Origin of the sequence: Rhodococcus spelaei, from assembly GCF_006704125.1 — a bacterium.
Lineage (GTDB): Bacteria > Actinomycetota > Actinomycetes > Mycobacteriales > Mycobacteriaceae > Rhodococcus_G > Rhodococcus_G spelaei.
Genome location: NZ_VIGH01000007.1, coordinates 107881 through 127811 on the forward strand (window position 1 = coordinate 107881; position 19931 = coordinate 127811).

The 19931-nt window shown below is 69.7% G+C and carries 21 protein-coding genes; 12 read left to right on the forward strand and 9 right to left on the reverse strand.

Annotation, left to right across the window (positions count from 1 at the left end; genetic code table 11):
* Positions 1 to 17 precede the first annotated feature (17 nt).
* Positions 18 to 377 carry a hypothetical protein gene (locus FK531_RS15885; RefSeq protein ID WP_142101031.1) on the forward strand — a complete coding sequence of 120 codons (360 nt, stop codon included), beginning with the start codon at positions 18 to 20 and terminating at the stop codon, positions 375 to 377.
* A gap of 16 nt (positions 378 to 393) precedes the next feature.
* Here FK531_RS15885 and FK531_RS15890 read toward each other — a convergent pair whose 3' ends face one another.
* The 4 genes from FK531_RS15890 to FK531_RS15905 form a co-directional block, all read right to left on the reverse strand.
* A complete protein-coding gene (locus FK531_RS15890; RefSeq protein WP_142101033.1) occupies positions 394 to 582 on the reverse strand; it encodes a ChaB family protein in 189 nt (62 codons plus the stop codon).
* A 178-nt stretch (positions 583 to 760) separates the two neighbouring features.
* Positions 761 to 1624, reverse strand: coding sequence for a type 1 glutamine amidotransferase domain-containing protein (locus FK531_RS15895; protein WP_142101034.1), 864 nt, complete (start codon positions 1622 to 1624; stop codon positions 761 to 763).
* Positions 1625 to 1684: 60 nt separating this feature from the next.
* Positions 1685 to 2392, reverse strand: a complete 708-nt coding sequence (locus FK531_RS15900) for a GntR family transcriptional regulator (RefSeq protein ID WP_142101036.1) — start codon at positions 2390 to 2392, stop codon at positions 1685 to 1687.
* Positions 2389 to 2718 carry a hypothetical protein gene (locus FK531_RS15905; protein ID WP_142101037.1) on the reverse strand — a complete coding sequence of 110 codons (330 nt, stop codon included), beginning with the start codon at positions 2716 to 2718 and terminating at the stop codon, positions 2389 to 2391. Before FK531_RS15905 ends, FK531_RS15900 begins: the two co-directional genes overlap by 4 nt.
* Positions 2719 to 2815: 97 nt before the next feature.
* Here FK531_RS15905 and FK531_RS15910 point away from each other — a divergent pair, with 97 nt between their 5' ends.
* From FK531_RS15910 to FK531_RS15950, 9 genes are all read left to right on the forward strand, one after another.
* Complete coding sequence (locus FK531_RS15910; RefSeq protein WP_142101039.1) at positions 2816 to 3943, forward strand: TIGR03364 family FAD-dependent oxidoreductase; 1128 nt, start codon at positions 2816 to 2818, stop codon at positions 3941 to 3943.
* 14 nt (positions 3944 to 3957) lie between these two features.
* Positions 3958 to 4641, forward strand: coding sequence for a phosphonatase-like hydrolase (locus FK531_RS15915; RefSeq protein WP_142101041.1), 684 nt, complete (start codon positions 3958 to 3960; stop codon positions 4639 to 4641).
* Between the two features lie 65 nt (positions 4642 to 4706).
* Positions 4707 to 5774: a 2-aminoethylphosphonate ABC transporter substrate-binding protein gene (locus tag FK531_RS15920; protein WP_435531059.1), complete on the forward strand. Its 1068-nt coding sequence runs from the start codon at positions 4707 to 4709 to the stop codon at positions 5772 to 5774.
* 1 nt (position 5775) lies between these two features.
* Complete coding sequence (locus FK531_RS15925) at positions 5776 to 6945, forward strand: ABC transporter ATP-binding protein (protein ID WP_142101042.1); 1170 nt, start codon at positions 5776 to 5778, stop codon at positions 6943 to 6945.
* Positions 6942 to 7847, forward strand: a complete 906-nt coding sequence (locus FK531_RS15930; protein ID WP_142101044.1) for a 2-aminoethylphosphonate ABC transporter permease subunit — start codon at positions 6942 to 6944, stop codon at positions 7845 to 7847. The genes FK531_RS15925 and FK531_RS15930 overlap by 4 nt, the downstream gene beginning before the upstream one ends.
* Positions 7822 to 8607 carry an ABC transporter permease gene (locus FK531_RS15935; protein WP_142101045.1) on the forward strand — a complete coding sequence of 262 codons (786 nt, stop codon included), beginning with the start codon at positions 7822 to 7824 and terminating at the stop codon, positions 8605 to 8607. The genes FK531_RS15930 and FK531_RS15935 overlap by 26 nt, the downstream gene beginning before the upstream one ends.
* 18 nt (positions 8608 to 8625) lie before the next feature.
* Entirely contained in the window at positions 8626 to 9639 is a 1014-nt protein-coding gene (locus tag FK531_RS15940) for a GlxA family transcriptional regulator (protein ID WP_142101047.1), read from the forward strand.
* Between the two features lie 117 nt (positions 9640 to 9756).
* Positions 9757 to 10575, forward strand: coding sequence for a dienelactone hydrolase family protein (locus FK531_RS15945; protein WP_142101049.1), 819 nt, complete (start codon positions 9757 to 9759; stop codon positions 10573 to 10575).
* Between the two features lie 17 nt (positions 10576 to 10592).
* Positions 10593 to 10874, forward strand: coding sequence for an antibiotic biosynthesis monooxygenase (locus FK531_RS15950; protein ID WP_142101051.1), 282 nt, complete (start codon positions 10593 to 10595; stop codon positions 10872 to 10874).
* Between the two features lie 246 nt (positions 10875 to 11120).
* On the opposite strand, the gene FK531_RS15955 is transcribed toward FK531_RS15950, so the two are convergent.
* Complete coding sequence (locus FK531_RS15955) at positions 11121 to 12749, reverse strand: AMP-binding protein (RefSeq protein ID WP_142101052.1); 1629 nt, start codon at positions 12747 to 12749, stop codon at positions 11121 to 11123.
* 101 nt (positions 12750 to 12850) lie between these two features.
* Here FK531_RS15955 and FK531_RS15960 point away from each other — a divergent pair, with 101 nt between their 5' ends.
* Both FK531_RS15960 and FK531_RS15965 read left to right on the forward strand, forming a co-directional pair.
* Positions 12851 to 13738: a LuxR C-terminal-related transcriptional regulator gene (locus FK531_RS15960; RefSeq protein WP_142101054.1), complete on the forward strand. Its 888-nt coding sequence runs from the start codon at positions 12851 to 12853 to the stop codon at positions 13736 to 13738.
* 86 nt (positions 13739 to 13824) lie between these two features.
* Complete coding sequence (locus FK531_RS15965; protein ID WP_142101056.1) at positions 13825 to 14601, forward strand: nuclear transport factor 2-like protein; 777 nt, start codon at positions 13825 to 13827, stop codon at positions 14599 to 14601.
* A gap of 5 nt (positions 14602 to 14606) precedes the next feature.
* Here FK531_RS15965 and FK531_RS15970 read toward each other — a convergent pair whose 3' ends face one another.
* The 4 genes from FK531_RS15970 to FK531_RS15985 form a co-directional block, all read right to left on the reverse strand.
* On the reverse strand, positions 14607 to 16430 hold the full coding sequence (locus FK531_RS15970) for a penicillin-binding transpeptidase domain-containing protein (RefSeq protein ID WP_142101058.1): 1824 nt from the start codon (positions 16428 to 16430) through the stop codon (positions 14607 to 14609).
* Positions 16431 to 16574: 144 nt separating this feature from the next.
* Entirely contained in the window at positions 16575 to 17411 is an 837-nt protein-coding gene (locus FK531_RS15975) for a GNAT family N-acetyltransferase (protein ID WP_142101059.1), read from the reverse strand.
* A gap of 61 nt (positions 17412 to 17472) precedes the next feature.
* Positions 17473 to 18630, reverse strand: a complete 1158-nt coding sequence (gene ispG / locus FK531_RS15980; RefSeq protein ID WP_142101061.1) for a flavodoxin-dependent (E)-4-hydroxy-3-methylbut-2-enyl-diphosphate synthase — start codon at positions 18628 to 18630, stop codon at positions 17473 to 17475.
* A 69-nt stretch (positions 18631 to 18699) separates the two neighbouring features.
* The gene (locus FK531_RS15985) at positions 18700 to 19926 is read right to left on the reverse strand and encodes a M50 family metallopeptidase (RefSeq protein WP_142101070.1); all 1227 of its coding nucleotides are present in this window, start codon (positions 19924 to 19926) and stop codon (positions 18700 to 18702) included.
* Positions 19927 to 19931: the final 5 nt, after the last annotated feature.

Below are 19931 nucleotides of genomic sequence, written 5' to 3' on the forward strand. Positions count from 1 at the left end.
CACTCGATGGAGGCGCGATGTCGGACGACGTCGAGAAGCGGTGGAACGATCCGCCGGAGATCCGTCGGGCCACTCGGTACGCGGTCGTGGTGCTCGCCACCGCCCTCGTGGTCATGGCACTGGCAGGACTGTGGGCGTACCTCGGCCGCAGCGACTGCACCGACGCCCCGACCGCGGTGTGCGGGACCGCCGACCGCTACGTGCTCGCCATCGCGCCGGCGGCGGTGCTCATGGTCGGCGGTCTCGGCGCCTTCGTGCACACCTACACGGTGTGGCGGCACGGCGGTACCTGGCCGGCGTGGCAGGGCGCCGGCTGGGCCCTCATGACGTTCATGTTGATCTATGCCGCGATGGGCTCCGGGCTGCTCGCCGAGTGAGCCGGCGACACCGCAGTCACTCCTGCTTGGGCACCCAGTGGTCGGTCATCAGGTCGTAGCCCTGTTTGAGTTCCCCGTAGGCCGCCCGCTGGGCTTCCTCACTGTCCCCGAACCGTTTGACCGCGGTGTCGTGCGCCGCCTCGAAGGCCGCCTGCACCTCCTTCGACGATCGCCGCAATGTCTGTGGGAGCTCGGTCCGATTCACCACGCCACTCCTTCGTCCGTCGCCTCTGCGATGTCGCGTCACTCGATTGTCCGCCCCGCGATGCCGCCGCGGTAGCACCTCGTCCCAAGTTTCCCCCCGCTCCCGCGCGTGGGGTGCGACGCATATGCGTGCACCGGCAACCCGGCGGCGATCCTGCTACTCGTCGAGCGAGCGGAATTCACGTTGCGCCTCCGAGCATTCCGGCGAACTCGCGCGCAAATGTGTGCACGTCGCCGGGCCAGCGCGCCGACAGGTAATTGCCGTCGCACACCACGAGGGCGGGCCGGGCATCGTCGAAGGAGTCGCGGGCACGCCCGCTCGACTTCAGTCGGCGATCCCGGTCCGTCGGCTCGACGTCGACGAAGTCGCTCGGTTGCTTCAGCGCGCGCGTCACCTCCTGCTGCACGGACATGTACCCCTTCGGCTGCCCATGCCCCTCTCGGTAGGTCCGGTAGTAGTCGGGATCCCAGAAGCGGGTGACGCGCGCGAGCTGCCAGGCCCGCCCCTCCAGGGCCCAGGTCAGCGCGGTGGTGCGGCGCCCGTACAGCACCGAACGCCTGGTCGCCGGATCGACGCTGCGCGCGACGAGCAGCACGCCGTGGCAGATCGCCGCGACGGGCAGGTCGCGGCGGAAGGCATCGACGACAACCCGCTGCAGGCCTGTGCTCTCGAGGTACGGACGCATGCCCCGGGCGCGATGTCCGCCGGGCAGCAGAAGGCCGTCGACGCCCTCGAGGTCGATGGCGTCCCAGTTCGACGGCGCACTGAACTCGGGGTCGTCGAGCAACGCAGCGTAGTCATCGCGGGCGGCGGCGTTCGCGCGCAGCATCCGCCCCACCAGCACCAGCCGATCGAGCCCGGGAACGGCACCCCAGGGGTCGAGACCACGCCCGGTCACCATCACGTCGTCGGCCCGGGCGACGGTCGCGTCTGGAGTGGCGAACCGCACCCGGTGACCGAGCCGGCGGAGCACTCGCCAGCTGACCGCAACCTCGGACGGATCGAAGTCGCACGCGGGAAGTGGAACCAGCACCGTGCCCATGTCGGCACGCTAACACCGGACCGAAATCCGAGACCTCCGAAAGCCGGCCGTCGAGTGTCGCTATTCACGCAGTGTGGTGAGGAAAGCCATCCGGTCGCCGCGATACAGCGAGCGCACCCGCTCGATCGGCACCCCGTCGATGTCCAGTGAGGTCCGATTGAGCAGCAGCATCGGCATTGCGGTGGTCGAGTCGAGCAGTGCCGCGTCGCGCGGCGACGCGAGCACCGTCTCGATGCGTTCAGTCGCCGAACCGAAGACCACCCCGGTCGCCCGGATCGCGGCGTAGAGGGAGGTGCCCGGGTCGAACGACTCTGCCATCTCCGCGAAGCGGCGCGCCGGCAGATAAGTGTTCTCGAGGCCGATCTTCTGGCCGTCCGCGAGCAACACCCGCTCGAGCCGGATGACGGTCGCGCCGACCGGGATCTCGAGTTCCACAGCGAGTTCCGGGTCGGCCAATTCCTCCTCGAAGGTGACGAGCTCACGAGCGGGCACCCGACCCTGGCTGAGCGCGCCCTCGGTGTAGGAGCCGAGCGAGAGCGGTTGGACGAGTTTGGGACTGGCGACCACGGTGCCACGCCCCCGGCGCTGGATCAGGCCCTCGACGAGCAGCTCGTGCACGGCCTGGCGCACGGTCTCGCGGGACACCGCGAACCGCGCCGCGAGGTCGCGCTCGGTGGGAACCGCGTCGCCCTCCGCGAGGTCGGCGACGATCGCGGCCAGCTCGGTGCGCACGCGGTAGTACTTGGGCAGGTTTCCGGTCTCGGTCACTCCGACGCTCCCGCCAGCACCCGACGGGCTACGCCGAGCACATCCTCGATCGACGGAGCCTGTGCGCCAGGAACTTTCGCTCCGTCGTCGTACCGGCGAGCAACGACGTCATGCGGCGCTTCCGCCGCCGGCGCCAGGAGCGGGCTGCGGCCGAGGTCGTGCAACGCGCTCGCCAGCACCAGCTCGTCGTCGGCTCCGTTCACACTCGCGCGGCCGGCCGCCTGCAGCGCGTGGTCGAGCTCGTCGACCCACTCCTCGTCGAAGACCCCCCGCAGCGAACTGAGCAGCGCCGCAGTCTCCCCGAGAACGAAGTTGTTGTCGTTCATGCTGGTCAGCGTACCAAGAATTGGTCTATACCAATTGTTAATCTGTTGTATTCCTCGGCAACACCATTTGGTCTAGACCAAAGTCCATGCTTCCCCCATGCGAATTGCAATTGTGGGAGGCGGAATCCTCGGAACGGCCCACGCCGACGAGGCCGTCCGTCGAGGACACGAGGTCATCCAACTCGAACGCGAGCACGAGGCGCGCGGTGCCACGGTACGCAACTTCGGACTGGTCTGGGTGTCCGGCCGGGCCGAGTTCGAACTCGAGGCGGCGCTGCGATCGCGTCAGCTGTGGCAGGACCTCGCTTCCCGTGTCCCCGAGATCGGCTTCCGGCCCGCCGGCTCCCTGACCCTGCTGCGCACCCCCGAGGAGGTGGCCGTCGCCGAGCAGACGATGGCCCGGCCCGACGCCGACGTCCGTGGCTTCGCACTGCTCGATCCGGAGCAGGTGCTCGCCGTCAACCCGGCGTTGCGCGGCAAGTACCTCGCGGGACTGCACTGCACCCTCGACGGCGCCGTCGAGTCCCGAATCGCGCTGCCCGCCATCCGCCGTCAGCTCGCAGCCAGCGGACGGTACACCTTCCACTCCGGCACCGAGGCTCGCGAGGTCACCAGCAACTCCACCGGTGTCCACATCCGCGACGACCACGGCCGCACCTTCGACGCCGATCTTGCGATCGTCTGCCCGGGCGCCACCCTCGGCGGCCTCGCACGTGACCTGGCCGGCGAACTGCCTCTGCGCCGGGTTCGGCTGCAGATGATGCAGACCGCGCCGCTCGGCGAGGACCTGACCACCGCGATCGCCGACGGCGACAGCCTGCGCTACTACCCCGGTTTCGCCGGCACCGCGCTCGACGCGTTGAAGGCGGCGCAGCCGCAGGCTCCCACCGCCGAGGCCCACCGGATGCAGCTGCTGTGCGTGCAGCGCCTGCACGGCGGGCTGACGATCGGCGACACCCACGAATACGACGAACCGTTCGACTTCGACGTCGACGAGGCGCCCTACCAGCACCTGACCGGCGTCGTCGAGGAACTGCTCGGCCGCACGCTTCCCCCGATCGTGAAGCGGTGGGCCGGCGTCTACAGCCAGCACCTCGACCCGGGCGAGCTGGTGCACCGCGGGCAGCCGACCGACAACGTGTGGGTCGTCGCCGGCCCGGGTGGTCGCGGCATGACCCTCGGTCCTGCCCTGGCCGAGCAGACCGCCGACCAGCTCGGCCTCTAATCCAAGGAGACAGCATGTCCGACAACCGAATCACCCTCGCCGTGCTCGACATGGCGGGCACCACCGTCGCCGACGACGGCCTGGTCCTGCGCGCGTTCGCCGCGGCGGCCGACGCCGCCGGCCTGCCGCCCGAGGGCGCCGAAGCCGACGCCGCCCGGCAGTACGTGCTCGACACGATGGGCCAGTCCAAGATAGTCGTGTTCCGAGCGCTCTTCGGCGACGAGGACCGCGCGCAGGCCGCCAACGTCGCCTTCGAGTCCACCTACGACCGCCTGATCGACGAGGGCAACGCCGAGCCGATTCCCGGTGCGGCCGAATCGATCACCGCACTGCGTGAGACCGGCATCAAGGTGGCACTGACCACCGGGTTCAGCCGTGGCACCCAGGACAAGCTGCTCGCTGCCCTCGGCTGGCAGACCCTCGCCGACCTCACCCTGGCTCCGTCCGAGGCCGGTCGCGGCCGACCGTACCCCGACCTGATCCTCACCGCGCTGCTGCGGCTGCAGGCCGACGACGTGAAAGACGTTGCGGTCCTGGGCGACACGTCCAACGACGTGACCAGCGGACTGCGCGCCGGCGCCGCCGTCGTCGCGGGCACCCTCACCGGCGCCCACGACGAGCATCAGCTGCGTGCGGCCGGCGCCACCCACGTGGTGCCGTCGGTGCGCGAGTTCGCCCAGCTGCTGCTCACCCGATAGCGCACTCCCCACCATGTTCCACCGCTTCGCCCACCTTCGCTCCTCCACTCACAGTTAGGAATCCGATGCGCCGCTTCAGCATTTCGATGCGTCCCGGTCTCGCCGCAATCGCCCTGGCCGCGACGGCTCTGTCCCTGACCGCCTGTGGCGGCACCGGCACCGCCGCCGGTTCGTCCGACGCGGGCACCGTCACCGTCTACAGCGCCGACGGCCTGTCCGGTTGGTACAAGCCCCAGTTCGCCGAGTTCACCAAGGAAACCGGCATCGCCGTGAACCTGGTCGAGGCCGGCTCGGGAGAGGTCGTCTCCCGCGTCGAGAAGGAGCAGTCCAACCCGCAGGCCGACGTCGTCGTCACCCTGCCGCCGTTCATCCAGAAGGCCGACGCCCAGGGCCTGCTCCAGCCGAGCGGCATCGACACCTCCGCGGTCCCGGCCGAGGAGAAGGACACTGCCGGCAAGTACGTGCCCGTGGTGAACAACTACCTCTCGTTCATCGCCAACCCCGGCGCGAACCCGGCGCCCGTCACCTGGGACGACCTGCTCAGCGACCAGTTCAAGGGCAAGCTGCAGTACTCCACCCCCGGCCAGGCCGGCGACGGCACCGCGGTCCTGCTACTGCTCCAACACCTCAAGGGCAACGCGGGCGCACTCGACTACCTGAGCAAGCTGCAGGCCAACAACGTCGGCCCGTCCTCGTCCACCGGGAAGCTCCAGCCGAAGGTCAGCAATGGCGAACTCCTCGTCGCGAATGGTGATGTCCAGATGAACCTGGCGTCGATCAAGGACGACGGCTCGAAGTTCAACGTCTTCTTCCCGGCCGAGGCGAACGGCGCCCGCACGACCGTCGCGCTGCCCTACGTGATGGGCCTGGCCAAGGGCGCGCCGAAGTCCGAGCAGGCGAAGAAGCTGATGGAGTTCCTGCTCTCGGAGAAGGCGCAGAAGACCGTCGGCCCCGACGCGCTCGGCGTCTCGGTCCGCAAGGACGTGCGCGAGTCCGCCAATGTCGACGCGAGCGACAAGTCCACCCCCGCGGGCCTCCTGAACGGCGTCACCGTGTGGACCCCGAACTGGACCGAGGTCATCGGCACCCTCGACGCCGACGTCGCCGCATACCAGAAAGCCACCGGGAGCTGAGATGTCACGGATCAACACCCGGCGGGTGACCGCCACCGCCACCCACGGGGCCACCGACCACGCCCCCGCCATCACCTTCGACCGCGTCAACGTGGCCTACGGGCGGGGCCGGGGCGCTACCCGGGCGTTGATCGACTTCAACCTGCGGGTGTCCCCCGGAGAGACCGTCGCGCTCCTGGGGCCCAGCGGATCCGGCAAGTCCACCGCGCTCAAGGCGCTCGCCGGGTTCACCCAGCCCGTCTCGGGCACGGTCCGGCTCGGCGGCCGGGACGTCACCGACCTGCCGCCGGCCAAGCGGGGCATCGGCGTGGTCGTCCAGTCCTACGCACTGTTCCCGCACATGCGGGTCGCCGAGAACGTTGCCTTCGGTCTCCGGTCGCACCGCGTCCCGCGCTCGGAGATCGGGGGGCGCGTCTCGGACGCCCTCGCGATGGTCGGAATGTCCGCCTACGGCAAGCGTTTCCCGCGCGAGCTGTCGGGCGGTCAGCAGCAACGCGTCGCCATCGCGCGCGCACTGGCGATCCGACCGAAGGTACTGCTGCTCGACGAGCCGCTGGCCGCCCTCGACGCCCAGCTGCGCCAGAGCATGCTCACCGAACTGCAGCAGTTGCGCGCGGCGCTGCCCGACACCGCGATGCTCTACGTCACGCACGACCAGTCGGAGGCGCTCGCGCTCGCCGACCGGATCGCGGTCATGCGCGACGCCCGGCTCGTCGACATCGACACCGCCGAGAACCTGTGGAAACGGCCGCCGAGCAGTTTCACCGCAGCCTTCCTCGGGGGCGCGAACCTGCTGCCCGCCGTCGTGACCCGGGTGATCGGCACCTCCGCGCTGGTCACGGTGGGCGGCACCCCGGTCACGGCGCAGGCCCCGCAGCCGGAGATCGGCCACGTCGACTGGGAGTCGGATTCCGGTGCGCTGCTGTGCATTCGACCGCACGCCGTCAACCTGGTCTCGCCCGCCGAGCGAGGTGCGATGCCGGCCCGGATCGTCGGCACCGTGTGGCGCGGAGCCTCGACCCGGCTCACGGTCGCGCTGGTGGGCATGCCCGAGACGCCGATCGAGGCGGACGTCACCGGACACGACGAGCGACCGGTGGGCACCGAAGTCGGTGTGCGCTTCCCCGACCAGGGCGCCGTGCTGGTGCCCGCGCCGGGACCCGTGTCATGACCGCCCTTCTCGACCGCACGCAGCTCGAGCCGCCGGAGGTCCGGCCCGAGAAGGGCGGCTGGCGCCGGATCGCGTGGGCCATGCCCCCGTTGCTGCTGGTGCTGGGCTTCGCTGTGTACCCGATGGGCCGGGTCCTCGCCGAGTCGACTGTCACCGACGACGGCCGCGGGCTGTCCACCTGGGCCGACGTCCTCGGGTCGACACTGTTCCGAAAGGCGTTGTGGCGCACCGTCGAGATCGCCGCACTCTCGACCCTCGGCTGCCTGGTGCTCGGCACCTTCCTGGCGCTGGTGCTGGCCTTCGTGCCGTTCGCCGGGTCCAAGGTGGTCGGCCGGCTGATCGACACCATCCTGTCGCTGCCCTCGTTCCTGATCACCCTCGCGTTCACCTTCCTCTACGGCACCGCCGGCGCGGTGAACGCCCTGATCGCCAAGCTGTCCGGTGCCGACCACGGGCCGTTGAACTTCCTGGGCACCCCGTTCGGCGTGATCGCCGCGGAGATCACCTTCTTCACCCCGTTCGTGGTGCGCCCGCTGCTCGCCGCGTTCACCCAGATGCCGCGCGAACAGCTCGACGTCGCCGCGAGCCTCGGCGCGTCGCCGTGGCGGGTGCTGCGCACCGTGGTGATGCCCGAGGCCTGGCCCGCGCTGATGGCGGGCGGCTCGCTGGTGCTGCTGCTCACGCTCAACGAGTTCGGCATCGTCCTGTTCACCGGCGCGAAGGACGTCGTGACCCTGCCGATGCTCATCTACACGCGCGGCATCGTCACCTTCGACCTGCCGGGGGCCGCGGTGATCGCGACCGTCCAGGTGCTGCTCTCGCTCGCGCTGTACGGCGGGTACCGATTCCTCTTCAACAGACTGACGGGAGGCAGCCGTGCTGCTGTGGACAACGCGCGCTAGGACACTGGCGCTCGCGGCATTCGGTGTGGTGGTCGCGGTGGTGTTCGTCGCCCCGATCGCCACCGTCGTCCTCGCCGCCCTGGCCGGGTCGTGGACGGGCCCACTGCCGTCCGATCTCGGCGGCAAGAACCTCTCGGCCGCGTTGTCGGACGAGAACATGGCGAGCCTGACCGTCAGCCTGCAGACGGCCTTCATCGCCGGCGCGCTCGCCCTGTTCGTCGGGACCTGGGCGGCGCTGGCGGCCCGGGAGGCACCGGGGTGGCTGCGCAAGGCCACCGACGCGGTGTTCCACCTACCGATCGCGGTTCCGTCGGTGGCGATCGGCCTCGGCCTGCTGATCGCGTTCAACTCCAAGCCGCTGCTGCTCGGCGGCACCAAGTGGATCGTGATCCTCGCGCACACGGTGCTGGTGTTGGCGTTCGCGTTCAGCTCCGTCTCGGCGGCCCTCGACCGCCTCGACCCCGCATATCGTCAGGCAGCGGAGTCCCTCGGCGCCGGGCCGGCCCGGGTGCTCACCCGGATCACGCTGCCGCTGCTCCTGCCCGCCCTTGGCGCGGCGGCCGGCCTGTCCATCGCACTGTCGATGGGTGAGCTGGGCGCCACGATCATGGTGTACCCCGCGACGTGGAAGACCTTGCCGGTGAACATCTTCGGCCTCACCGACCGCGGCCAGGTGTTCCTCGCCGCCGCGGACACCACGCTGCTGCTGACCGTCACCCTGCTGGCACTGCTGGTGGTCGGTCGCATCCGTAAGCGCTGACGCGCATACCGTGGAGCGATGCGGATCGGGATCCTGGCGTACGACGGTTGTTTCGGGTCGGAGATCTTCACGGTCTCGGACATCCTCCGGATCGCCAACCGCATCGCCCGCGAGCGCGGTGTCGCGGCCGAGAACCTGTTCCGGGTGTCGGTGATCGGGGCGGCGGCCACCACGGTCGCCGCGGCCGGCGGCTTCGCGATCGGCGCGCAACGGTGGCACCACCGATTCGATCTGCTCGTCGTGCCGGGGTTCGAACTCGTCCCGACCGAGAACGTGGATGACCGGCTGACCGCATGGAACCACGAGATCGATTTCCTTCGCGCCGCCGAGCGGCGCGGCACCCGGATCGCCTCGGTGTGTATCGGCGCGTTCCTGCTGGGTGAGGCCGGCGCACTCGACGGCCGCAAGGCGACGACCTCCTGGCTGTTCGCGTCGCAACTGGCCCGGCGCTATCCACGCTCGACCGTGTGCGCCGAGTCGCTGATCGTCAGCGACGAGCACGTCACCACAACGGCTGCCTTCAGCGCCTCGCTCGACCTCGCCACCGCCATCGTCCGCGAACACCTCGGCGTCGAGATCGCCAGGGCGACAGCACGAGTCACGCTCGTCTCCGAGAACCGAACCAGCCAGGCGCCGTACATCGTCGAGTCGATGGTCCGTGCTGCGCACGGACCGTTCGCCGACGCAGTCGGCCGGTGGCTGGTCGAGCGCCTGACCGAGCCCTACGACCTGCCGCGGCTGGCGGAGGCGTTCCACGTCAGCACCCGGACACTGCTGCGCAGGTTCCGCGCCGAGGCCGGCCGGACCCCGCTGGCGTTCCTGCAGGAGGCGCGGATCGGCGCCGCCAAACGCCTGCTGTCGGAAACCGACATTTCCCTGGGGACGATCGCGCGGCGGGTCGGATACCAGGACCCGGGCACGCTGCGGCGGCTGTTCACCGAGCAGGTCGGTATCAGCGCGGCCGACTACCGCCGGCAGTTCCGCAGCCACGCGCCAGCGCGCTCGGCGCCGCTCGGCCTCACATTGCGGTGACAGTGGCGGGATCGACCCGACTTCTGGCGATCCCGCCCCTCCCCGCGACGCGCATTCGGGGAGAGGATCGAGTCGCTCGCACCGAGCACACCGATTTGACGCACAGGAGGGCTGCCGATGCCGACTCGCGAGATGACCGCGGACGATCCGCTCGAGGATTTCGAGTCTCGCAGCATCACCCTCGACGGCGTCACCAAGATCGTCCGCGTCTCCGGTGCCGGTCCGGCCGTGATCGTCATGCCGGAGATGCCCGGAATCAGCCCTCCCGTGGCGCGTTTCGCGCGCTGGGTGCGCGAGGCCGGGTTCACTGTCTACATCCCGTCGCTGTTCGGACGCGACGGCGCCGTTGCCACCGTCGAGGAAGGCACCGCCGTCATGCAACGCGCCTGCGTGAGCGCCGAGTTCCGCGCCTTCGGGGCGAACCGGACGAGCCCGGTCACCCAGTGGCTCAGGTCGCTGGCCAGGACCGCACACAAGCAGTGCGGTGGCCCGGGCGTCGGTGCCATCGGAATGTGCTTCACCGGGAACTTCGCGCTGACGATGACGCTCGAATCGTCGGTGCTCGCGCCCGTCGTGTCCCAACCGTCTCTGCCGCTCGACGAGCCCTCCGGACTGGAGATCGCGCCGGACGACCTGCGGTCGGTGCGCGAGCGCCTCGACCGCGACGACCTGACAGTCCTGGCGTACCGCTTCGCAGGCGACAAATGGTGTCGGGCCGAGCGCTTCGCCGCGTACACCGCGGCGCTGGGCGACCGATTCGTCGGGCGAGTGCTCCTCGACAGCGCGGCCAACCCCGCGCCCGCTCCGTTCTTCGCGGAGGTGGTGGCCAGCCCCCACAGCGTGGTGACGGCCCACCTGATCGACCGCACGGGCGAGCCGACGATCGCCGCCCGCGACGAGATCCTGGCCTTCTTCACCGAGCGGCTCGCCGGGTGACCAGCGAAAGCGATGGCATGCATCACGTACTGATCGTTCACGAGGTCGCCGACTACGCCGCCTGGAAGCGGATGTTCGACGACGCCGCGCCACTGCGCAAGGCCGCCGGGGAGATCGGCTATCAGTTGCTCCGGCAGGAACACGACGCCAACGAAGTCGTCCACTTCTCGCGATGGACGTCACTGACTGCCGCGAGGGAGTTCTTCGAGTCTCCGGAACTGGTGCGAATCCGGGCGGAGGCCGGAGTGCGAGCGCCGACGTTCCTGTACCTGGAGAGTCTCGAGGACCGACGCCTGTGAGGCGATCGTCAATCAGTACAGCTGCAACCAAGAAGACATGGTCGGAACATGGTTGGACGGGTGAAGGTTGTGGCGTCCGAGTCGCGTGACGTCCTGAACTATTTCGGCAAATGCCCGTAGGGGTGCCGGGGGGCGCCGACGGGTGTCCGTTCGGAAAGGCGGCGACACCGACGAACGGGAGCTCACGGTCGGTTCCTCGGGAGAGGATCGACCGTGAGCTCCCGCTGGGCGGAGACGGGACCGGCGTCAGCCCTTGCGCAGGATGTAGCGCTGCACCTTGCCGCTCGGCGTCTTGGGCAGCGAGGGCACGAAGTGCACTGTCCGCGGGTACGCGTGCGCGGCGAACTTCTTCTTCACCAGTGTCTGGAGTTCGGCCTCGAGCGTGTCGGTGCCCTCGACACCGTCGCGCAGCACCACAAACGCCTCGAGCACCTCGCCGCGCAACTGGTCGGGCATGCCGACCACCGCCGCCTCGACGACCTGATCGTGCATCACCAGTACCGACTCGACGTCGAACGGTCCGATCCGGTAGCCGGCCATGATGATCACGTCGTCGTCGCGGGACGAGAAGAAGAAGTGCCCGTCCTCGTCTGTGCTCCCCGCGTCGCCGGTGACGTACCAGCGGCCGTCCTCCGAAAACCGTTGTGCGGTCTTCTCGGGAGCGTCGACGTACCCGGTGAACCACATCATCGGGCTGGCCGACGCGTCGATGGCGACCCGGCCCGCGGTGCGCGGCGGCGCCACCTCGTCGGCGTCGTCGAGCAGCACCGCGCATGACCACCCGGGCAGCGGCGAGCCCATCGACCCCGCCGGGACGTCCTCGCGCAGTCCGTCGGCCCACGCGTTGACGACGAACATGCCGTGCTCGGTCTGCCCGTAGTGGTCGCGGACCTCGCAGCTGAGCGTGGACCGCGACCACGCCACCACGTCCGGCGTCAGCGGCTCCCCCGCCGACGACGCCCGTCGCAACGAAATCCCGTCCGGTACCGGACCGGTGTCCGCCCGCAGGCTCCGGTACACCGTCGGTGCGGCCGCGAAGTTGGTGACGCCGAACTTCTGCACGATCTGCCACGTCAGCGGCGCCGAGAACCCGGCGTGCAGCAGCAGGCTGCGGATCCCGGCGGCCATCGGGCCGAGCAACGCGTAGTACAGCCCGTAGGCCCAGCCCGGGTCGGCGGCGTTCCAGAACACGTCGTCGCGGCGGACGTCGAGACCGAACTCCATGTAGCCGTGGAACGAGGCGAGCGCGCGTACGGGGACCGGAACACCCTTCGGGGTCCCGGTGGTCCCGCTGGTGAACAGCTGCACCATCGGGGCGTCGCCGCCGACCGCGACCGCCGCGCCCTTCGGGTCGTCGGCGTCGTGCGCGGCAAGCAGGTCGCCGAAGCGCAACTGGTCGTCGGACTCGGGCTCTCCGGCGGCGACGATCACGCGCCAGCCGCCGTCGGCGGGCATGTCCTCGCCCGGGGCGAGCTTGGACAGTTGGTCCCGGTCCGCGACGATCACCTTGGCGCCGCTCGAGCTGAGCCGGAAGGCGATCGCCGGCGCGGCGAACGCCGTGAACAGCGGGACGTGCACGGCGCCCCGACGCCAGATGCCGAGCAGCGCGACGACCAGTTCCGCCGACTTGCCCATCAGCGTGGCCACGCAGTCACCGGGTTCGACACCGAGGTCCGCGAGGGCGGCGGCGAACTTCGTCGACGCGGCGCGCAGCTCCCCGTACGTGAGGTCACGCGAGGTCAGGTCGGCCTCGATCACGGTGAACGCGACGTCGGTCTCGGGGTGCCGGTCGCACAGCAGCTCGGCCGCGCAGGCCTCCGGGGTGTCGTACTGTCCCAGCAGCTCCCGCACCCGGACGTCGGTGTCGATGGCCATGAGGCTCCTCCCAGTGCAGATCCGGCCGACACCGGATTCTTCGTACGACTTATGATCTAGCTCACACAGCCGTTCCACCACCCCCGGAAAGGGGTAGCCGGATGGATTCTCGAAACCCGTCCCTCCTCCGCCCGCACGACAGCCTCCTGCGCCCGCGCGATGGCGACGCGCTGCGCGCCGAACTGCGCCACGCCGCGGGCCTGGCGAACGTTCCGGTGCTGTTCGGCGGTGAGGTGCACGACGGCACCCTGCACCTCACCGAGTTCCTCGGCACGCGCACCAACGGCCTCCGTGGTCTCGCGATCCCGCCGAGTTCCGGGCTCGGCGGCCGGGTCGTCCATCAGCGCCGACCGGCCTCGGTGCCCGACTACAGCAGTGCGCTGTCCATCACCCACCACTACGACCGTCCGGTGCTCGGCGAGGGCCTGCGGTCGATTCTCGCGGTACCGGTGGTCGTCGGCGGCGTCTCACGGGCCGTGCTATACGCCGCGGTCCGCGAGTGCACCCCGATCGGCGACCGCACCGCGGAGGCCATCGTCGCGTCCTGCCACAGGCTCGCGGCGGAGATCGCCGTGCGCGACGAGGTGGACCGCCGCCTGCAGATGCTCGGGGCGCTCGATGTCACCCGCGGCGCTGCGCCGTCCGCCGTGTCGGAGGGCATCCGGGACGCCCACGCCGAACTTCGCGGCCTGGCGCAGTCGGTCCCCGACGGCCCCCTGCGGTCCAGGCTGCGGGCCGTCGCCGAGAAACTGGCAGGCCTGGCCGGCGATGACGGGAACGATGCCGGTTCGGCGGTCGGCCTGTCGCCGCGCGAACTCGACGTCCTTGCACACATCGCATTGGGCTGCACGAACAACGAAGTGGCCCACCGCCTCTCGCTCAAACCCGAGACCGTCAAGAGCTATCTGCGCAACGCGATGGGCAAGCTGGACGCGCACTCGCGGCACGAGGCAGTGGTGACGGCGCGACGACTGGGCCTGTTGCCCTGACCTCGTTCACTCGGGGAAGTTCTAGAACACGTTCCAGGTTTCCTGGCATACTCCGGGTGACCGAAGCAGCCGATCCTGGGAGTGCCATGTCCGTGCAACCGACCGCCGCCGACCTGCTGGCGCTGGCCCACGCCTCCCCCGCTGCCGTTGCCGTCCACGACAAGCAGGCCTGGCTCGACCTGTTCGCCCGGCTCCACGTGGTCGAGGACCCGGTCGGCGGACGGCCCGTGCTCGGCGGTCTGTACGACAAGCGCAGCGCCCGACGCGGCGGCGAACCTCTCGCCCGGTTCTGGGACACCTTCATCGGCCCCAACGACATTCGCTTCCACATCGAGCGCGAGGACATCGTCAGCGGGCTGAACATCGTGCGCGACGTGACCATCGAGACCCGGCTCGGCGGCGGCGTCACCGCGCGCGCGCCGATGCACCTGCTCTACGAGACCACCCTGGACGACGGCGAACCGCGCATCCGCCGAATCGCCGCACACTGGGAGGTCGCGCCGATGTTCGCGCAGGTCGCCGGAGTCGATCCGGCAAAGCTGAAGGTCGGGCTGGGGATGGGCGCACGGATGCTGCGCCTGCAGGGCCTCGGCGGGACACTCGCGTTCGGCGCCGCCGTCCGCAGCGTCGGCAAGGCGGGCAAGCGGGCAGTGGAACAACTGGTCGAGTCCGCGCAGCGGGGCGACGCACGGTCCCAGCAGCTGCTCGGCGACGCCAAGATCACCGATCTGACCAAGCTGATCGCCGCCGGCGACTCGGTGACCGCGTCCTGCACCGCGGACGGGGCCCCGGCCGTGCTCTTCGCCTACCTCAACCGCAAGAACCACACGGTGAGCGAGTGCGCGGTGTACACGAACGACTGAGGCGGTCAGTACCCGTCCGGCAGCGCGTCGAACATGTCCTTGGTGACCGCGACCGCATTGTCGGAGCTCCCGCCCCGCACCACCAGCGTCGCGAACGCGAGGTCGCCGCGGTAGCCGACGAACCAGGCGTGCGAACCGCCGTCGACCTCGGCCTCCCCGGTCTTGCCGTACACCTCGCCGTCGCCTGCGATTCGGGTGGCGGTCCCGCTGGTGACCACCTGGCGCATCATCCCGCGCAGGCCGTCGACCATCTGCGGGGTGATCGGCGGATGAGCTCCCTCGACCTTCGTGTCCTCCCCCATTATCAGGTGCGGCACCGGCGTCGACCCGTGCGCGACGGTGGCCGCAGCCAGCGCCATGCCGAACGTGCTCACCACCACCTTGCCCTGCCCGAACCCGTCCTCGGTGCGCTGCACCAGGTCAGAGGCGGGCGGCACCGATCCGGACTCGGTCGGCAGCCCGGGGATCGTGTAGTCGGGGCCGATGCCGTAGCGCGCCGCCGCGACCGTGAGTGTGTCGGCCTTCATCTCGCTGGCGAGTTTCGCGAACGTGGTGTTGCACGAGCGGGCGAACGCCGTGCTCATCGAGACCGTCCCGAGCGAGAATTCGTTGTAGTTCGGGACCGACCGCTCCCCGATCTCGATCCTGCCCGGGCAGCCGACCATCGAGTCCGGCTGCGCGAGCCCGTTGTCGATGGCGGCGCCGGCGGTGATGATCTTGAACGTCGACCCGGGCGGATACAGGCCCGTCGACGCGACCGGACCGTCCCGGTCCGCGGCCTTGTTCTGCGCAACCGCCAGGATCGCGCCCGTCGACGGCGCGATCACCACCATCATCGCCTGCTCGGCGCGCGCATTGACAGCGTTCTGCGCGGCAACCTGGACGTTGCGGTCCAGGCTCACCGAGAACGACGGCGCCGGTTGGGGTTTGGTGTCGGTCAGCACATCGGTGTCGATGCCGTTCTGGTTGACGGTGACCACGCTCCAGCCGGCCTTGCCGTCGACCTCGTCGATCACCCGCTTCTTGACCTGACTGATCAGGTCCGGCGCGAAGTCGGGATTCGTCGGCAGCAGATCAGCCTCCTCGGTCACCGACACCCCGGGCAGTGCCTGCAACGCAGCCGCCACGGGCGCGTACTGGTCCTGACTCAGCGTCGCCACCGGGTAGTCACCCTTGGCGGTCGACGCCGACTCGGCGATCGCCTGCGCGGTCAGCGACTTGTCGAACGGTGCGAGCGTCGACGCCAGCGCGGCCGCGACCGACCCGAGGTTCCCGGCCTGCTTGGCATTCAACTTGATTCGCTCCACCGTGCCGGGAACCAGCACGTCCGTACCCGACCGCTCGTTGACCCGGGCGCGCGGCGCGGGCGTCGACCGCAGCGACATCGTCTGCGTGTCACCGAGCTTGGGATGCAGGTCGGTCGAGTTCCAGCGCACCGCCCAGTCCCCGTTGCGGCGGCCCATCTGCAGGTCGCCGGAGTACGTCCACACCCGATCCTTGGGCAGGTGCCACTCGTAGGTGTAGCCCACGGTGGCCGTGTCGCCGTTGACCCGGACCGACCCCAGCGTGGTCGTCAACGACTGTGCTTGGAGGTTCGTCCACGCGGACTCGAGCGCCGCTTTCGCCGCGTCCGGCCGATCGGACAGTCCGGCGGCCTTCGCGGTGTCGCGATCGGCCAGCGCGGAGAAGAACTGTTGCGCAGCCGGTTCCGGACCGTCGGGCTTGGGCGTGCAGGCCGCGACGGAGGCGGCGAGCGTCGCCGTCACGACGAGAACGAGGGACGTGGAGGCACGGCGGGAGACACGGGAGATCGAGACACGGGAGATCATTGGTGCCCATCCTAGGGGCGCGATGCGACCCGACCGCGCAGACACCGCAGGAACTGTGAGCGCCGTTTACCCCACTCGGGGTGCTACGAACGCCGGGTCGTTCCGCAGGCTCCACTCCCACCCCGCACGGGCGGCAGAGCCGCGTCAGTCCAGGAGCACTGTGGCGAACGTCGCCACCTGCGTGAACCCGATCCGGTCGTAGGTCCGCCGCGCGGGTTGGTTGAAGCTGTTGACGTACAGGCTCGCGGTCCGACCGCCGGCGACCACAGCCGCCGCGACCGCCGCCGTCCCGGCCGCGCCGATGCCCTGACACCGGTAGCGCGGGTCGACCCACACGCCCTGGATCTGTCCGACCTGCCGTGAGGCCGATCCGATCTCCGCCTTGAACACGACCTCGCCGTCCTCGAACCTGGCGAACGCACGGTTCGACGCGATCAGCCCGGCCACCCGGCGCCGGTACCCGCGGCCGCCGTCGTTCGCGCGGGGATCGACACCGACCTCCTCGATGAACATCGCGATCGCGGCGACCAGGTAGGTGTCGAGTTCGTCCATCCGGACCAGCCGCACCGACGGGTCGGGTTCGATGGCCGGAGGGGCGGCGAGGGCAAGCAGCGGCTGGTCCGGGCGCACCTCCCGGGCCGGCCCCCAGTCCGGTTCGAGCATCTCCCACAGCGGTAGCGTCAGCTCCGCGCGCCCGACCAGCGACGAGCACATCCGCGGGATCCGACAGGCCCGGTCCGCGAATGCGCGCAGGTCGCCGAGGCCCCCGCGCAGCGGCACCATGTTCGCGCCCGAGAAGCAGAGCGATTCGTCCGGGCCGCCGCGACTCCACAGCTCACCGTTGATCGACCGGGGTTCCACCCCGAGATCCTGGACGCGGGCCGCCACCATGCACGAAGCGACGGGGTCGGCGTCGAGCACACGCAGTACGTCGGCACGGTCACGTGAGCCGAGCTGCCTGGCGCCGAGCAGTTTGAGCACCGAGTCACCCCCGGGTGCGGTCGGTCGGATGTGGACTTGACGCCCACGATACGGTGCCGAGTCAGCTGACGGTGACGACCGGTGCGCCCGAGTCGGAATCGTCACCGAGTTCCTCGGCGATCCGCATCGCTTCCTCGATCAACGTCTCCACGATCTGCGCCTCCGGCACGGTCTTGATGACCTTGCCCTTGACGAAGATCTGCCCCTTGCCGTTGCCGGAAGCGACACCGAGGTCGGCCTCCCGAGCCTCGCCGGGACCGTTGACCACGCAGCCCATCACCGCGACGCGGAGCGGGATCTCCATGCCCTCCAACCCGGCGGTCACCTGCTCGGCGAGGGTGTACACGTCCACCTGCGCGCGCCCGCAGGACGGGCAGGAGACGATCTCGAGCTTGCGCGGACGCAGGTTCAGCGACTGCAGGATCTGCGTGCCGACCTTGATCTCCTCGGCCGGCGGGGCGGACAGCGAGACGCGAATGGTGTCGCCGATGCCCTCCGACAGCAGCGCGCCGAACGCGACCGCGGACTTGATGGTGCCCTGGAAGGCCGGACCGGCCTCGGTCACGCCGAGGTGCAGCGGGTAGTCGCACTGCGCGGCGAGCTGCCGGTAGGCCTCGACCATGATCACCGGGTCGTTGTGCTTGACCGAGATCTTGATGTCGCCGAAGCCGTGCTCCTCGAACAGGCTCGCCTCCCACAGCGCCGACTCGACCAGAGCCTCGGGAGTTGCCTTGCCGTACTTCTGCATCAGTCGCGGGTCGAGCGACCCCGCGTTGACGCCGATCCGGATCGGGATGCCCGCGTCGCCCGCGGCCTTGGCGACCTCCGCGACGCGGCCGTCGAATTCCTTGATGTTGCCGGGGTTCACCCGCACCGCAGCGCAGCCGGCGTCGATCGCAGCGAAGATGTACCGCGGTTGGAAGTGGATGTCGGCGATGACCGGGATCTGGCTCTTGCGCGCAATCGTCGCGAGCGCGTCGGCGTCCTCCTGGCGGGGACAGGCGACGCGCACGATGTCGCAGCCGGACGCGGTGAGCTCGGCGATCTGCTGCAGCGTCGCATTGACGTCGTGGGTCTTGGTGGTGCACATCGACTGCACCGACACCGGCGACTCGCTGCCGACTCCCACGTTGCCGACCATGAGCTGCCGGGTCTTGCGACGGGGTGCGAGGACGGCGGCCGGGCCGGCGGGCATGCCCAGTCCAACGGAGCTAGTCACGGGGGTGCCTTCTTTCGTATTCACGTGGGCTCCCGGAACCGGGACAGCCACACCAAAAGTCTAGCGTCGCTAGAAGATCTTGATCGGATTGACGATGTCCGCGGTCAGTGTCAGCAGCATGTACGCGCCGCCGATGACGATCACCACGTAGGTCAGTGGCATCAACTTCGTGTAGTCGACCGGGCCTCCGACCGGCAGGCCGCGGCGGCCGCGGATGGCGTTGCGGATCTTCTCGTAGATCGCGACCGCCATGTGCCCGCCGTCGAGCGGAAGCAGCGGCAGCAGGTTGAAGATGCCGAGGAAGAAGTTCAGCGTCGCCAGCAGCAGGATGAACGTCTCCCAGTTGCTGTGCTCGGCCGCCTGGCCGCCGATCACCGAGGCGCCGACCACACTGACCGGGGTGTCGAGTCCGCGCTCGCCGCCGGTGACGGAATGCCACAGGTCGACGACCTTGCCCGGCATCTGGACCAGGCCCTGCACGCTGCGTCCGAAGATGTCGCCGGTGAACGAGAAGGTCGCCGGTACCGCGTCGAGCGCGGAGTACTTGACCAGCAACGGCGGGGCCGCGATGCCGATCGCGCCGACGTTTTTGGAGACCGGTGGCAGCGACTGGCTGTCGGTGTTGGCCGGGTTGTTGACGTACCGCTGGGCCTGCGCGACCGGTACCGGGATCACCAGCGTCCGGCCGTCGCGCTCCACCGTGTAGTCGACGGTGCCGGTCTGCGGCTGCGTCGCGTCGACCACGTCCGAGAACGTCTCGGTGGTCTTGCCGTTGACCGCGACGATGACGTCGCCCTGCTTGATCCCGGCCGCCTCGGCGGGGCCCACGCCCGAGCACTCGGCAAGCGCGAAGTCCTGCTCCTTGGGTGCCTGCGTCGGCGCGACGCAGACGAGCCCGTTGACGACCGCGCGGGTCTCCGGGTTCGGCAGGCCCCACCCCATCGCCAGCACGAACACCAGCACGATGCCGAGCACGAAGTTCATCACGATGCCGCCGGACATCACGACGAGACGCTTCCACGTCTTCTGCTTGTACATCGCCCGGTCGACCTCGTCGGGCTCGAGCTCGTCGTGCTGGGTCATGCCTGCGATGTCGCAGAACCCGCCCGCCGGGATGGCCTTGAGCCCGTACTCGGTCTCGCCGCGACGGAACGAGAAGATCTTCGGGCCGAAGCCGATGTAGTAGCGGCGGACCTTCATGCCCAGTGCGCGGGCAGTCCACATGTGACCGGCCTCGTGCAGCGCGATCGAGATCGTGATGCCCAGTGCGAAGAGGATCACGCCAATGATCAACATCGTCG

Coding starts and splice junctions, on each gene's coding strand:
- FK531_RS15915 (WP_142101041.1), top strand. CDS start 3,958: ATGTCCGACAACCGAATCACCCTCGCCGTGCTCGACATGGCGGGCACC.
- FK531_RS15885 (WP_142101031.1), top strand. CDS start 18: ATGTCGGACGACGTCGAGAAGCGGTGGAACGATCCGCCGGAGATCCGT.
- FK531_RS15965 (WP_142101056.1), top strand. CDS start 13,825: ATGTCCGTGCAACCGACCGCCGCCGACCTGCTGGCGCTGGCCCACGCC.
- FK531_RS15930 (WP_142101044.1), top strand. CDS start 6,942: ATGACCGCCCTTCTCGACCGCACGCAGCTCGAGCCGCCGGAGGTCCGG.
- FK531_RS15905 (WP_142101037.1), bottom strand. CDS start 2,718: ATGAACGACAACAACTTCGTTCTCGGGGAGACTGCGGCGCTGCTCAGT.
- FK531_RS15940 (WP_142101047.1), top strand. CDS start 8,626: ATGCGGATCGGGATCCTGGCGTACGACGGTTGTTTCGGGTCGGAGATC.
- FK531_RS15955 (WP_142101052.1), bottom strand. CDS start 12,749: ATGGCCATCGACACCGACGTCCGGGTGCGGGAGCTGCTGGGACAGTAC.
- FK531_RS15910 (WP_142101039.1), top strand. CDS start 2,816: ATGCGAATTGCAATTGTGGGAGGCGGAATCCTCGGAACGGCCCACGCC.
- FK531_RS15895 (WP_142101034.1), bottom strand. CDS start 1,624: ATGGGCACGGTGCTGGTTCCACTTCCCGCGTGCGACTTCGATCCGTCC.
- FK531_RS15945 (WP_142101049.1), top strand. CDS start 9,757: ATGCCGACTCGCGAGATGACCGCGGACGATCCGCTCGAGGATTTCGAG.
- FK531_RS15970 (WP_142101058.1), bottom strand. CDS start 16,430: ATGATCTCCCGTGTCTCGATCTCCCGTGTCTCCCGCCGTGCCTCCACG.
- FK531_RS15985 (WP_142101070.1), bottom strand. CDS start 19,926: ATGTTGATCATTGGCGTGATCCTCTTCGCACTGGGCATCACGATCTCG.
- FK531_RS15950 (WP_142101051.1), top strand. CDS start 10,593: ATGCATCACGTACTGATCGTTCACGAGGTCGCCGACTACGCCGCCTGG.
- FK531_RS15925 (WP_142101042.1), top strand. CDS start 5,776: ATGTCACGGATCAACACCCGGCGGGTGACCGCCACCGCCACCCACGGG.
- FK531_RS15960 (WP_142101054.1), top strand. CDS start 12,851: ATGGATTCTCGAAACCCGTCCCTCCTCCGCCCGCACGACAGCCTCCTG.
- FK531_RS15920 (WP_435531059.1), top strand. CDS start 4,707: ATGCGCCGCTTCAGCATTTCGATGCGTCCCGGTCTCGCCGCAATCGCC.